Consider the following 14,065-nt stretch of genomic DNA (forward strand, 5'->3'; position numbering starts at 1 on the left):
CGTCGGTGGGGGCTCGGTCGCACGGGGTGGGTGGGATTCGGGCTGATCATGCGGGGGTTTCGCGTTTAGACTGGAGGGCCACGTCGGCCGAAAGTGGAGACTCTGATGGAGAGTAGAAACCCCGCGTTCCGGGGGAACGCCTTCGACCAGCGGGCCGGAGGTGCGGCTTACGGCGCACCCGGCTACGGTGCACAGCCCTACGGGGGGCCCGGGTACGCGGCGCCCGGGTACGGGTACGCGCCGCCGGCCACTCGACCGATGACCATGGACGACGTCGTCGTCCGCGGGTTCATGACCCTCGCCGTCCTGGTGCTCACCGCGGCGCTCGCGTGGGCGCTGGTGCCCGTCGAGCTCGCGGCCCCGGTCCTCGTCGTCGCGCTGATCGCGGAGATCGGGATCTGGGCGTTCATCACGTTCGGGCGCAAGGCGAACGCGCCGATGGTGCTGGCGTTCGCGGCCGTCTACGGGATCGTCGTCGGCATCGTCAGCCACGCCTACAACGACATCTACCACGGCGTCGTCTTCCAGGCCGTCATCGGGACCGCGCTCGCGTTCGGCGCCACGCTCGCCGTCTACGCGCTGCGCATCGTGCGGGTGACGCCGAAGTTCGCCAAGTTCGTCATCGCCGCGGGCTTCGCGCTCATCGGGCTGATGATCATCAACCTGCTGGTGCAGGTGTTCGGCGGCGACGAGGGCATCGGCATCCGCGACCCGGGCAGCCCGCTCGCCTACATCTTCAGCGTCGTCGCGATCCTCGTCGGCTGCTTCTTCCTGCTGCTGGACTTCGACGCCGTCGAGCAGGGCGTCCGCCACGGCGCGCCGGAGCAGTTCGCCTGGTACTGCGCGTTCGGGCTGGTGCTGAGCCTGGTGTGGATCTACCTGGAGATCCTGCGGCTGCTCAGCTACTTCAGCGGACGAGACTAGCCCAGACGAAGATCAGCCCCGCGCCCTCGGGGGTGCGGGGCTGATCCATGTGGGATCTCTGCGCCAGAGTCGTGGCGGCATGGCGGCACGACGGCGGGGGCATCCGTTGGCGGGATCCCACCGGGTCTGTATGAAGTTCGGAGGCGCGCGCTCAGTAGTGGCGCGCGCGGCGCGTCCGCTCGTGCTCGCGCACCAGCGCCGCGGCGTAGCCGTGCGAGAGGTTGTGCTCCTCGGCCAGCCAGGAGCTGCGTTCCTCGCAGCGGGTGAACGAAGGGCCGTTCTCGATGGCGGTGAACCACTCGGGGATGTCACGTCCTGTGACTTGCGGAATGCGGGCGATCAGCTTGCTGTGCGTCTCCGGCGAGTGGTTCAGTGACAATTGGCACCTCCAGGTCGCAGGGCTCTTCCTGCTGACTCTGCAACACCTCCTCGCATGTGACAAGACCCTAACGGGGACCTATCTTTTGCGTTACGTAGATCATTAATAACGGGGATATTCCCCGGAAACGTGCAGGTGGCCCGCCCGGCGCCGCCCGAGGGCGGTTCCGTGCGGGCCACCGCGGACCGTCAGGAGAGGCGCTCCAGCACCATCGCCATGCCCTGGCCGCCGCCCACGCACATCGTCTCCAGGCCGAACTGCTTGTCGTGGAACTTCAGCCCGTTGATGAGCGTGGAGGTGATGCGGGCGCCGGTCATGCCGAACGGGTGGCCGACCGCGATCGCGCCGCCGTTCACGTTCAGCTTCTCGTGGTCGATGCCGAGGTCCTCGGCGGACGGCAGCACCTGCGCCGCGAACGCCTCGTTGATCTCGACGAGGTCGATGTCGTCGATGGTCATGCCGGCCTTGGCGAGGGCCTTGCGGGACGCCTCCACCGGGCCCAGCCCCATGATCTCGGGGGACAGGCCGGTCACGCCGGTCGACACGATGCGGGCCAGCGGGGTGATGCCCAGCTCGGCGGCCTTGGTGTCGCTCATGACGATGACCGCGGCGGCGCCGTCGTTCAGCGGGCAGCAGTTGCCCGCGGTGACCGTTCCGTCCGGCCGGAACACCGGCTGGAGCTGCGACACCTTCTCGTAGGTGGTGCCGGGCCGGGGGCCGTCGTCCTTGGCCAGGACGCTGCCGTCCGGCAGCGTCACCGGGGTGATGTCCCTCTCCCAGAACCCGTTGGCGAGGGCCTTCTCGGCGAGGTTCTGCGAGCGGACGCCGAACTCGTCCTGTGCCTGGCGGGACACGCCGCGCATGCCGGCGACGTTCTCCGCGGTCTGCCCCATCGCGATGTAGATGTCGGGGAGCTTGCCGTCCTCGCGCGGGTCGTGCCACACCGGCGCGCCGCCCTCGCCCGCCTTCGCGGTGCGGGCCTGCGCGTCGGCGAACAGCGGGTTCTGCGTGTCGGGCAGCCCGTCGCTGCTGCCCTTGGCGAACCGGCTGACCGTCTCGACGCCGGCCGAGATGATCACGTCGGCCTCGCCCGCCTTGATCGCGTGGAACGCCATGCGGGTCGTCTGCAGCGACGACGAGCAGTACCGGGTGATCGTGGCGCCCGGCACGTTGTCCCAGCCGAGCAGGACGGACACGACCCGCGCCATGTTGTAGCCCTGCTCGCCGCCGGGCAGGCCGCAGCCGAGCAGCAGGTCGTCGATCTGGTCGGGACCGAGCTGCGGGACCTTCGCCATCGCGGCGGTGACCATCTGGACGGTGAGGTCGTCGGGCCGCATGTCCTTGAGCGAACCCTTGAAGGCGCGGCCGATCGGCGAGCGCGCGGTGGCGACGATGACTGCTTCGGGCATGGCGGGTCTCCTGTCTCAGCGGCCGAATGTCCAACTTACTCACCGGTCACCTGGCCAATCTAGCCGCCGGAGCCCGGCCCGTACACGCCGACCCCCCGGCTTTATCGACGGCGAGTCTAATAAGTGTCGACTTACTGACCTGCGCGGAGTCCCGATTCCCTGGTGACGGCCGCCTCATGCGTCCGGGACGCGGGGAGGCCGACGCTGGAATCCGCGTCGCCGGCCGGGCCGCCGCAAGCGCGGGCGGCGGACCGGCCGGCCGGCGCGCCGGACCGCCGGGGCCCCGTCTTCCGGTGACCGGACGGGCCCCGGTTCGGCCGGCGGTCAGCCACCGGTCTCGGGCGCCGGCCGGGAACGCGTCCGCAGCCGGGTCGCCAGCCGCGCCGGGGCGAGCGCGCCGATCAGCGCGCCGGCCGCCGCGACGCCGCCGGACAGCGGCCGGCCCAGCGCACGCCGCAGCGGGCGCCGCAGCGGATACCGCAGCGTGGCCCAGCGGCCGCGCCGGCCGCGGTCGGCGCCCGCGACGGACGCCCCGCTGACCTCGGTACCGGCCCGCTCGACCGCCTCGGCCGCGGCCAGCGACACCGGGCGGGCGGTCTCGCCGGGCAGGTCGGGCTCCAGGCCCAGCGCCGCCGCCATCGACGGCAGGACCGCGGCGGCCGCCGCGGCGTAGCCCCGGGCGGACGGGTGGTAGCGGTCCTCGCTGAACATCGACAGCGGGTCGGCGGCGAACTCGTGGCCGAGCAGGTCGCCGAGCGACACCGAGCGGGCGCCGTGCTCGACCACGGCGATCGTCTGCGCGGCGGCGAGCTGCCGGCTGGCGCGCCGCGCGAACCAGCGCAGCGGCTGCATCAGCGGCTTCACCGAGCCGAGGTCGGGGCAGGTGCCGACGACGACCTCGGCGCCCGCGGCGCGCAGCCGCCGCACCGCGTCCGAGAGGTGCCGGACGGACTCGGCGGGCGGCACCCGGCCGGTCACGTCGTTCGCGCCGATCATGATGACGGCGATGTCGGGGCGGGTCTGCAGGGCCTGGTCGACCTGTCCGCCGAGGGCCTGCGACCGGGACCCGGAGCGGGCCACGTTCGTCACCCGGACGGGACGCCCGGCGATCGCGGCGAGCCCGGTGGCGAGGCGCGCGGCGGGCGTCTCCTCCGGGGTGTGCACGCCGAGCCCGGCGGCGGTCGAGTCGCCGAGCATGACCAGGGAGAGCGGCGGGCCGCCGGACGCCTCGCCGTAGACGCCGTCGGCCGCGGGCGGGTCGCCGTAGGGCGTCGCCTGGATGATCCTGCGGGCGAGCTTCGCCTCCATCACGATGAGGCCGAACGTGACGCCGCCGATCGCCGTGATGCCGCCGCCTCCGTAGGCCGCGGCCGCCGCGATCCGGCGCGCGGTGAATGCTCTCAACATACTGCGCTGACCCTCCGTGATTATCTACCTACCCGTGCGGGGGCCGTTTGATGCCTGGCCGGTCGATGTCGGCTAACGTCGGAAACGGGAAACCTTCCGGAGCCGCACCCGTTCCGCCGTGTTACCGGCGGCGGAACAGGGACGCGGTGCTCAGATCACCACTGGACCGACAAGGATGTCGCGGTGCATGTACACGACTCGCTCGTCGAATTGATGGGCAACACCCCCCTCGTTCGGCTGCGCAAGGTGACCGAGGGCCTGCGGCCGCAGGTCCTCGCCAAGGTGGAGTACTTCAACCCGGGCGGGTCGGTGAAGGACCGCATCGCGGTCCGCATGATCGACGCGGCGGAGAAGTCCGGCGAGCTGCGGCCGGGCGGGACGATCGTCGAGCCGACGTCCGGCAACACCGGGGTGGGGCTCGCCATCGTGGCGCAGGAGCGCGGCTACCACTGCGTCTTCGTCTGCCCCGACAAGGTCGGCAAGGACAAGATCGACGTGCTGCGCGCGTACGGCGCGGAGGTCGTCGTCTGTCCGACGGCGGTGAACCCCGAGCACCCCGACTCCTACTACTCGGTCTCCGATCGGCTCGCCGCCGAGATCCCCGGCGCGTGGAAGCCGAACCAGTACACCAACCCGCAGAACCCGCGGTCGCATTACGAGACTACCGGCCCGGAGCTGTGGGAGCAGACCGAGGGCCGCATCACCCATTTCGTCGCGGGCATCGGCACCGGCGGCACCATCAGCGGCACCGGCCGGTACCTCAAGGAGGTCTCCGGCGGGAAGGTGCGGGTCATCGGCGCCGACCCGGAGGGGTCGGTCTACTCGGGCGGCTCGGGCCGCCCCTACCTCACCGAGGGCGTCGGCGAGGACATCTGGCCCGAGACCTACGACCGGGACATCTGCGACGACGTCATCGCGGTGTCCGACAAGGACTCCTTCCTGATGACCCGGCGGCTCGCCCGCGAGGAGGCGCTGCTCGTCGGCGGGTCCTGCGGCATGGCCGTGGTCGCGGCGCTGCGCGTCGCCGAGAAGGCCGGTCCCGACGCGGTCATCGTGGTGCTGCTGCCGGACGGCGGCCGCGGCTACCTCGGCAAGATCTTCAACGACGGCTGGATGGCGGACTACGGCTTCCTCACCCCGCACAGCGAGGAGGCCCGGGTCGGCGAGGTGCTCACCCGCAAGGGCGGGACGCTGCCGGAGTTCGTGCACGTCCACCCGCACGAGACGGTGCAGACCGCGATCTCCGTCATGCGCGAGTACGAGGTGTCGCAGGTCCCGGTGATGAAGGAGGAGCCGCCGGTCATGGCGGCCGAGGTCGTCGGCTCGGTCGGCGAGACCGACCTGCTCGACGTCATGGTGAAGGGCGAGGCCAAGATGACCGAGCCGGTCGAGCTGCACATGTCGCCGCCGCTGCCGACGCTCGGCTACGGCGAGCCGGTCAGCAAGGCCGTCGGCGTGCTGGAGAAGGCCGGCGCGGCGGTCGTCCTCGTGGACGGCAAGCCGAAGGGCCTCGTCACCCGCCAGGACCTCCTCTCCTTCCTGGCGTCCAACACCACCGGCTGACCCCGCACCCGTCCCGGCGCGCGGGCGCCGGCAAGGGCGAGCGCCGGAGACCCTCGGGTCTCCGGCGCTCAGCGGGGTGCCGGGTTGCGGAGCAGGCCGGTGGGCGGCGTTTCGGGCCGGCTCCGCAACCCGGCGTCTGGGGGGTTCCTACTGGGGGAACCCGGACGGGACGAAGTCCTCGCGGGTGTCGGCGAGGCCGACCGGCTTCTTCTTCGGCTCGTCGCCGTGCCCCGGCCACCAGGCCTTGTGGCCCAGCATCGCGGTGATGCCCGGCACCAGGAACATCGACATGACGAAGGCCGACAGCGCGATGCCGATCGCGACGGAGAAGCCCATCTGCTGGAGCATCGACACCGGCGCGAGCATCATCACCGAGAAGGTGCCGGCCAGGATGAGGCCCGCCGCGGCGACGGTCGGACCGCCGTGGTGGACGGCCTGCGCCGCCGCCTCCCGCGGGGAGTGCCCCTCCTTCGCCTCCTCGCGCAGCCGCGCCGTCATCAGGATGTTGTAGTCGGTCCCGATGGCCAGCACGAACAGGTAGAGGACGATCGGCAGCTGGAAGGTGACGCCGGCCTCGCCCATCGCGCCCTGGAAGACGTACACCGCGGAGCCGAGCGTCGCGGCGAAGCCCAGCAGGACGGCGACGACCAGGTAGAGCGGTGCGACGACCGAGCGGAGCAGCAGCGCCAGGATCAGCGCGATCAGCGCCGCCGCCACCGGCAGGATCACCGACAGGTCGCGGTTGTTGACGGCGTTGATGTCGGCGAAGATCGCCGTCGAGCCGCCGACGTAGGCGCGGGTGCCCTCCGGGGCCGCCTTGTGCACGGCCGGCGCCAGGTCGTCCTTGACCAGGCTGATCGCCTCGTTGGAGGCGGGGTTCTTCTTCAGGATCAGGTCGACCCGGGCCACGGACTTGTCCTGGCCGTGGACGGGCTTCTGCACGGCGCCGACGCCGGGCGCGGTCTTCGCGGCCTGGCTGAACGACGCCAGCTGCTGGTCGGTGACCGGCTGCCCGCCGTCGGACTTGATGAACACCTGCACCGGGGTGGTCAGGCCGGGCGGGAAGCCCTTCTCCATGTCCTTGGTCGCCTGGGCGGACTCGGTGTCCTGCGGGAAGCCGGCGGCGAAGTCGTAGTCGGCCTTGAACCCGAGCGAGCCGAGCGCCAGCACGACCATCACGAGGCCGGCCGCGGCGGCGGCGACCGCCGGGCGCTTGCCGACGGCCCGGCCGACGGCCTGGGAGATCGAGCCCTTCGGCTGCTTCTTCCACGCCTTGGACGGCCAGAACACCGCGGTGCCGAGCAGCGACACGATCGCCGGGAACAGCGTCAGCGACGTGATGCCCATGACGACGACGGCGATGGCGAGCGACGGGCCCCAGGCGCTGAACACGCCGAACGTCGCGAGCAGCAGCACCAGGAAGGTGACGGCGATGGCGGCGGCGGCCGAGGAGATGACCTCGCCGACCCGCTCCACCGCGGTGATCATCGCGGTCTTCTTGTCGTCGCCGGCCCGCAGCCGCTCCCGGAACCGGAACATCAGGAACAGGTAGTAGTCGGCGCCGATGCCGAAGAGCACGATCAGGATGATGGTGCTGAGGCTGTCGTCGCCGGAGAAGTCGAAGATCTTCGAGGCGACGCCGATCAGGCCCATCGCGACCTGCATCGTCACCATGATCACGACGATCGGCAGCACCGCGGCGAGCGGCGCCCGGAAGATCAGCAGGATCAGGCCGATGATCAGCACGAAGGTGGCGATGCCGACGATCTCGAAGGACTTGTTGAAGGAGTCCTCGTTGTCGACGAAGCCGGCGACGTCACCGCCGACCTTGGCCTCCAGGCCGCTGCCCTTCAGCAGGTTCGGCAGGTCCTTGCGGATCTCCTTGACCGCGTCGCCCTGCTTCTCGTTGTCGGCCATCGAGGTGCCCTTCATCGGCACCATGATCACCTGGACGGCCTTGTTCGGCGCGACGGCCTGCGGGCCGGTCGCGAACGCCACCACCGTCGGCGGCTTGTCGGCGTTCAGCGTCTTGGCGGCCTCGTTCACCTTCGCGGTGTCCTCGGGCGTCAGCGGCTTGCCGTCGGACCGCTTCACGACGATCAGCGAGGAGGTGTCCTCCTGCTGCGGGAACGCCTTCTCGGCGATCTGCAGTGCCTGGACCGACTCGTACTTCGAGGGCAGGAAGTCGCCCTGGTCGGACTCGGTGGTGAGCTTGGGGGAGAAGGCGATGATGACGACCGCGGCGGCGAGCCACGCCACGATCGTCCACCACGGATGTCTCACGACGAAGCGCGCGAGCCGAGCGAACATGGGGCTTCCTTAATCAAGGTCGTTGGGATACCTCTAAAACGGTAGAGATCACGCGGGGCCTTGGGGTCACCCTGAGCGCCGAAATGGGGGTTGATACCTCCGGGGGAGCGCCTCCTCCTCCAGGAGGGGTGAGCGCTGGATAGCCTCGTACCCATGGACAACGAGGTTCAGCACGGCTTCGAGACCCTGGCCATCCACGCCGGGCAGGAGCCCGACCCCGCCACCGGCGCGGTCGTACCGCCCATCTACCAGGTCTCCACCTACAAGCAGGACGGCATCGGCGGCCTGCGCGGCGGTTACGAGTACTCCCGGTCGGCGAACCCGACGCGTACCGCGCTCGAAGTATGCCTGGCCGAACTGGAGGGCGGCGCCCGCGGGCTGGCGTTCGCGTCCGGGCTCGCCGCCGAGGACGCCCTGCTGCGCACCGTCTGCCGGCCCGGCGACCACGTCATCATCCCGGACGACGCCTACGGCGGCACCTACCGGCTGTTCGCGAAGGTCGCCGAGCCGTGGGGCGTCGAGTTCGACCCGGTGCCGCTCGGCGACATCGCCGCGGTGCGGGCCGCGGTCCGCCCGGAAACGAAGATCATCTGGGTGGAGACGCCGACGAACCCGCTGCTCGGGATCGCCGACATCGCCGCGCTGGCGGCGGCCGCGCACGAGGCGGGCGCGCTCCTCGCCGTCGACAACACCTTCGCCTCGCCGTACCTGCAGCGTCCGCTGGAGCTCGGCGCGGACGCGGTCGTCCACTCGACCACCAAGTACATCGGCGGGCACTCCGACGTCGTCGGCGGCGCGCTCGTCGTGTCCGACCCGGAACTGGGCGAGCGGCTCGCGTTCCACCAGAACGCGATGGGCGCCGTCGCCGGGCCGTTCGACGCCTGGCTCACCCTGCGCGGCATCAAGACCCTCGGCGTGCGGATGGACCGGCACTGCGCCAACGCCGAGCGGATCGCGGAGATGCTGGGGCGGCACCCGGCCGTCCGGCAGGTCCTCTACCCGGGGCTGCCCGGCCACCCCGGCCACGACGTCGCCGCCAAGCAGATGAAGGCGTTCGGCGGCATGGTCTCGTTCCGGATGGAGTCGGAGGAGGCCGCCGTCCGGGTCTGCGAGCGGACGAAGCTCTTCACGCTCGGCGAGTCGCTCGGCGGCGTCGAGTCGCTCATCGAGCACCCGGGCCGGATGACGCACGCCTCCGCCGCGGGATCGCCGCTGGAAGTGCCCTCCGACCTGGTGCGACTGTCCGTCGGGATCGAGGACGTCACCGACCTGCGGCACGACCTGGAGCAGGCGCTCGGCTGAGAACTGGCTGAACGTTCCCGCCCGTACTTGATCAAAACATCTATACTCGGCGCGCCAGGTTCGTAAAGGAGGGGCCCGGGTGCGCAAAGTTCTGGTCTGTGGGGCGGCGTTCGCCGCGACGTGTGTCTCCGCCGTGGCCGTGCCCGGGGGAGCCCACGCGAACGCCCCGTTGCCGACACCGGCCGCGACCCCGCCGGCGACGCCGCCGGCGGACGGGTCCGGGACGACCGAGCCGTCCGGCGGCCCGGCGACCGGGACCCCCGGCTCGGAGTCGCCGTCGGCGTCGTCCACGACCCTCCCGGAGAGCGGGCCGGGCGCACCGGACGGCGAGCCCGACGGCACCGTCACGGCGCAGGCCGTCATGGTCACCCCGGAGCTGCCGAAGTTCCGCACCTACGCCTACGGCAAGGCCGCCGCGCAGAAGATCGACGCGTACTGGCGCGACGGCGGGCCGCGCGCCACGCCGCGCCCGGTCGTGCTGATCCTGCACGGCGGCTACTGGCTGCAGGGCGACAAGGGCGGCGGCTGGAAGTACTTCGCGCGGCGGCTGACCGAGGAGGGGTTCGTCGTCATGTCGGCGAACTACCGGCTCGCGCCGAAGGCGCACTGGCCGGCGCAGCGGGACGACTCGCTGTCCGCGCTCGCCTTCATCAAGAAGCACGCCCGGGTGTGGAACGCCGACCCGTCGCGGGTCGCCGTCATCGGCTCCTCGGCCGGCGGGCAGCTCGCCACCCAGCTCGGCACGCTCGGCACAGGCACCCGGCTGGTCCGCGGCGTGGTCGCCCTTTCGCCGCCGAACAACCCCTTCCTCGCCTACCAGGACGGCGCGAAGGCCGGCGCGACGCCCAGCCAGCGCAAGCTGCGGCGGGCCGTGGTCGACCTCATGGACTGCGTGCCCGGCGCCCGCACCGAGCCCGGGACCGGCGACCTCACCGGCACCGAGCCCGACGCCGGGGACGCGCAGGACTGCTGGCCGCGGCTGGACGACGCCAGCACCGTCACGCACGTCTCCCCGGGCGACGCGCCGATGCTGCTCATGCACGCCACCGGCGACTTCGTCCCGGTCGAGCAGAGCACCGGGCTGGCCGGCGCGCTGCGCGCCGCGGGCGTCGAGGCGACGGTCAAGACGGTCGAGGGCCGGATGCACGCCGCGCAGCTGCTGAGCGACGAGAGCACCTACCCGACGATCGTGAGCTGGCTGAAGAGCCGCCTCAAGCCCGGATCGGGCGAGTAGTAGGCGCCGCCGCTCAGCCGTTCCAGACCATCAGCACCAGGATCACCAGCCAGAGCAGCGCGATGACGCCGGAGAGCGCGGCCAGCCGGCCGCGCTCCACCGCCGCGATCTCGCCGCCCGCGGCGGTGGCGGTGGCCCCGCCGGTCGCCTCCCCGGTCTTCTCCGCGGCCTTTTCCCCGGCCTTCTCGCCGTCCCCGGGCTCGTCGGCGCCGGCGTCCGGCCGGGCCGGCGCGGCGGGCACGGCCGTGCGCGACTCCTCGGCCGCCGCGAGTTCCAGCAGGTGCACCGCCTTGCGCTGGTCGCGCTCGACGATCAGCAGCAGTACCAGCGCGACGATGAACAGCGTCATCGACACGGTCAGCCACGCCTGCGCGAAATCCCCCTGGGCCAGGCCCAGCCCGAACAGGAAGATGCCCAGCGTCGCGAGGCCGTAGACGCGGGTGGTCCAGTTGAGGAAGCGCACCACGGCCGTGTTCCGCTTGCGGATGTACCGGGGGGTGGACATGGTCGCGGCGGTCAGCGGGCCCAGCGTGAAGATCGCGAAGCCGATGTGCAGGATCAGCAGGATGCGATCGGAAGTCGACATGCCGCCGACCCTAGCGCCTCCGCGGCGTCCCCCGGAGGGTGCACGGGGCCCGCTCCCCGCCCGGCGTTCCGCCGTCTCGGAAACGGCCCGTCAGCGGCGGCCGCGGCGCACCCGGAGGTAGTCGCTGACGACGTACTCGCCGAGCCGCTGCGCGTCGGGCGCGAAGACCCGGCCGCCGTTGCGCCGGGCGACCTCCTCCACGAACGACACGAGCCGCCGGTCGTCGGCGAGCATGAAGAAGTTCATGCAGGCGCCGCGCCGCGTCATCTTGTCGACTTCGGCGAGGGTGAGGACGAGCGTCTCGGTGGACGGCGGGTAGTCGAACAGCGAGCGCCCGTCCGGGCGCAGGTGCGCGGTCGGCTCCCCGTCGGTGACGACGAGCACGATCGGCTCGAAGTCGGGATGCCGGTCCAGATGCCGTCCCGCGATCATCAGCGCGTGGTGCAGGTTGGTGCCCTGCACCATGTCCCAGTCGAGCGCCGCCATCTCCTCGGGGTGCAGCACCCGCGCGTAGTTGGAGAACCCGATGATCTGGATGGCGTCCTGCGGGAACTTGCTGGTCACGAGGGTGTGCAGGGCGAGCGTGGTCTGCTTGGCGACGGCCCACGTCCCGCGCAGCACCATCGAGTACGACAGGTCGACGAGCAGGCAGACGGCCGCGCCGGTGCGCCGCTCGGTCTCGTGCACCTCGAAGTCGTCCACGCCGAGCTTCACGCCGTTCACGCGACCGTTCACGCCGCCGTTCTCCGCGGGGCCGCCCTGCCGCGGCACGCCGTTGATCTCCACGACGTCGGCGGTGCTCGGCTCGACGACCCGCGCCGCCGCGGTCGGCGCCGCGAGGCCGCCGGCGCCCTCCATCGCGTTGCGGCGGATCGCGTTGCTCACCGTCCGGACGACGTCGAGGGGCTGCTCGTCGCCGAACCGCCACTCCCGGCTGGCGCCGGTCAGCTCGCCCGCCTGCCCGGCGTCGCGCTGGTCGTGGTCGCCCTGCCGGCCGGACGTGAGCTGGGAGAACACCCGGCGCAGCGCGGTCTCGCCGAGCCGCCGCACCGCCTTCGGGGTCAGCTCCAGCCTGCCGCGGTTGCGGCGCAGGTAGCCCTGCCGCTCCAGTTCCTTCTCGATGCGGCGCAGCGCGTCCAGGTCGTCGACGGCCTGCCGGCCGAGCGCCCGCCGGACGGCGTCCTCGTCGATGTCGTCGAGCCGCGCGCCGGGGTAGTCCTGGCCGAGGGCGGCCTCCAGTTCGCTGAGGTCGGCCAGCTCCGCGAGAGCGGTGGTGGCGTCGCCCATGCCGAGCGGGTCGTCGCCCGTCATCTGCTCGGGCTGCCCCCAGCCGAGGTCGGGGCGGCGGGCCCGCAGCGCCTCGCCGAGCCGGGTCATCTCCATGGCGAGGCCCGCGTCCTGCATGGCCTGCTCCATCAGCCCGGCCAGCTCGGCGCGCTGCTCCGGGCTGAGCGAGGCGAGCAGCCGGTCCATCGCGGCGGCGCGCCGGGCGAGGGAGTCGACCAGCTCCTCCAGGTTCTGCGGATCGTCGGGGAACATGTCCCCGTACCGCTCCATGAACCGGTCGAAGTCCTCCTGGGTGTGCTCGCCGCGCGCGTCCCGCTCCAGCATCTCGTTGAGCGCGGCCATCATGTCCTTGACCCGCTCCATGGCGGCCGGGTCCTGGTTCTCCAGGGCCTGCTTCATGCCCTGGAACTGCGCGTCCAGGACCTCGCGGCGCAGCAGGTCCTTCAGCTGCTCGAACGTGCGGCGGGCCGCGCCGGACCGCCAGTCGTAGTCCGACAGCCGGCGGATCGCCTGCGCGGTGTCGGACGGCAGCGCGTCCAGCTCCGCCTCGCGCAGCCGCGCGTCGTCGCCCGGGTCGGGGAACAGCTCCGCCCGCTCCTGCCCGATCGCGGTGTCGAGCAGCGCCCGCGCCTGCTCCAGGGTGCCGTCGAGGCGGCCCCGGTCGCGCAGCGCGCGGCGCCGCTCCCGCACCTGGCGGAGCATGTCGTCCAGCCCGCGCCGGTTCTGCGCGCCCGGCAGGCCGCGCCGCAGCAGCTCGCGCAGCGCGTCGTCGGGGCGGGTGCCGTCCAGCACCGCGTCGCCCATCGCGTCGAGGGCGTCGCGGACGTCGTACGGCGGGGCGAGCGGGTCGGGCCCGTCCTCGTAGGCCCCGTAGCGGTAGCGGCTCATCGAAGCTCCTTACGCGTGGAGACCTCCGGTCCGGACGGTCAGGTCCGGTAGGTGGCCGTCCCGTCGGACCGGCCCTCGGCGACGTCCTTGGACAGCCGCCGGGTGAGGAACAGGCCCTCCAGGGCGAACTCCAGCGCGGCCGCGGCCTGCCCGGGGGACTCCCCGCTCAGCCCGAGCCGTTCCATGATCTTGGCGAGGCCGGGCACCTGGCCGATGCGGCGCAGCAGCTCGTGCGCCGGCACCAGCTCGCCCGACTCGACGCGCTCGCCGGAGTCGAACTTGTCGAGCAGCCCGGTCAGGTCGGCCGGGCCCAGCGTCCGCCGGTAGGTCTCGGCGATCGCCCGGCGCAGCAGATGCTCCAGCACCTCCTGCTCGCGGCCCTCCTCGCTGACCTCGAACTCGACCTTGCCCATCAGCGACGGCACCACCGCGGGCAGGTCGCAGACCCGCGCGACGGCGTGCTCCTCGCCGGTCAGCGCGGCGCGCCGCACCGCGCCCGCCGCGACGGTCTCCGCGCCCGCGAGCGCGAAACGCGCCGACACGCCCGACCGCGCGTCCACCGCCGTCGACTCCCGGACGAGCCGGGTGAACCGCCCGATCACCTCGATCAGGTGGTCGGGCACCTCCGCGGGCAGCCCGGCGAGGTCGGCGAAGTCGGACTCCTGGCGGATCAGCGCCAGCTCGGCGTCCAGTTCGAGGGGGTAGTGGGTGCGGATCTCCGCGCCGAAGCGGTCCTTCAGCGGGGTGATGATGCGGCCGCGGTTGGTGTAGTCCTC

The 14,065-nt window shown here is 72.1% G+C and carries 10 protein-coding genes and 1 pseudogene; 4 read left to right on the forward strand and 7 right to left on the reverse strand.

Annotated features, from left to right (window positions below; all coding sequences use genetic code 11):
• The first annotated feature begins 105 nt into the window (after positions 1 to 105).
• Positions 106 to 924, forward strand: coding sequence for a Bax inhibitor-1/YccA family protein (locus ACIWVC_RS22715; protein WP_396448275.1), 819 nt, complete (start codon positions 106 to 108; stop codon positions 922 to 924).
• Positions 925 to 1,075: 151 nt separating this feature from the next.
• On the opposite strand, the gene ACIWVC_RS22720 is transcribed toward ACIWVC_RS22715, so the two are convergent.
• From ACIWVC_RS22720 to ACIWVC_RS22730, 3 genes are all read right to left on the reverse strand, one after another.
• On the reverse strand, positions 1,076 to 1,303 hold the full coding sequence (locus ACIWVC_RS22720) for a DUF4287 domain-containing protein (RefSeq protein ID WP_067799929.1): 228 nt from the start codon (positions 1,301 to 1,303) through the stop codon (positions 1,076 to 1,078).
• Positions 1,304 to 1,491: 188 nt separating this feature from the next.
• Entirely contained in the window at positions 1,492 to 2,712 is a 1,221-nt protein-coding gene (locus ACIWVC_RS22725) for an acetyl-CoA C-acetyltransferase (protein ID WP_396454549.1), read from the reverse strand.
• A 324-nt stretch (positions 2,713 to 3,036) separates the two neighbouring features.
• Complete coding sequence (locus ACIWVC_RS22730) at positions 3,037 to 4,119, reverse strand: SGNH/GDSL hydrolase family protein (protein ID WP_396448277.1); 1,083 nt, start codon at positions 4,117 to 4,119, stop codon at positions 3,037 to 3,039.
• Positions 4,120 to 4,302: 183 nt separating this feature from the next.
• Here ACIWVC_RS22730 and ACIWVC_RS22735 point away from each other — a divergent pair, with 183 nt between their 5' ends.
• A complete protein-coding gene (locus ACIWVC_RS22735; protein WP_396448278.1) occupies positions 4,303 to 5,682 on the forward strand; it encodes a cystathionine beta-synthase in 1,380 nt (459 codons plus the stop codon).
• 147 nt (positions 5,683 to 5,829) lie between these two features.
• On the opposite strand, the gene ACIWVC_RS22740 is transcribed toward ACIWVC_RS22735, so the two are convergent.
• On the reverse strand, positions 5,830 to 7,992 hold the full coding sequence (locus ACIWVC_RS22740) for an MMPL family transporter (protein ID WP_396454550.1): 2,163 nt from the start codon (positions 7,990 to 7,992) through the stop codon (positions 5,830 to 5,832).
• 153 nt (positions 7,993 to 8,145) lie between these two features.
• Here ACIWVC_RS22740 and ACIWVC_RS22745 point away from each other — a divergent pair, with 153 nt between their 5' ends.
• Positions 8,146 to 9,294, forward strand: a complete 1,149-nt coding sequence (locus ACIWVC_RS22745; protein WP_396448280.1) for a cystathionine gamma-synthase — start codon at positions 8,146 to 8,148, stop codon at positions 9,292 to 9,294.
• 79 nt (positions 9,295 to 9,373) lie between these two features.
• On the forward strand, positions 9,374 to 10,528 hold the full coding sequence (locus tag ACIWVC_RS22750; RefSeq protein ID WP_396448281.1) for an alpha/beta hydrolase: 1,155 nt from the start codon (positions 9,374 to 9,376) through the stop codon (positions 10,526 to 10,528).
• A 13-nt stretch (positions 10,529 to 10,541) separates the two neighbouring features.
• Here the strand turns inward: ACIWVC_RS22750 and ACIWVC_RS22755 are convergent, their stop codons facing one another.
• The 3 genes and pseudogenes from ACIWVC_RS22755 to ACIWVC_RS22765 all read right to left on the reverse strand — a co-directional run.
• The gene (locus ACIWVC_RS22755; RefSeq protein WP_396448282.1) at positions 10,542 to 11,114 is read right to left on the reverse strand and encodes a hypothetical protein; all 573 of its coding nucleotides are present in this window, start codon (positions 11,112 to 11,114) and stop codon (positions 10,542 to 10,544) included.
• A gap of 90 nt (positions 11,115 to 11,204) precedes the next feature.
• Entirely contained in the window at positions 11,205 to 13,289 is a 2,085-nt protein-coding gene (locus ACIWVC_RS22760) for a hypothetical protein (RefSeq protein ID WP_396448283.1), read from the reverse strand.
• Positions 13,290 to 13,327: 38 nt separating this feature from the next.
• Positions 13,328 to 14,065 (reverse strand): annotated as a pseudogene (locus tag ACIWVC_RS22765) (magnesium chelatase); the annotation flags it as partial.

The organism is Actinomadura sp. (genome assembly GCF_044508335.1).
Lineage (GTDB): Bacteria > Actinomycetota > Actinomycetes > Streptosporangiales > Streptosporangiaceae > Spirillospora.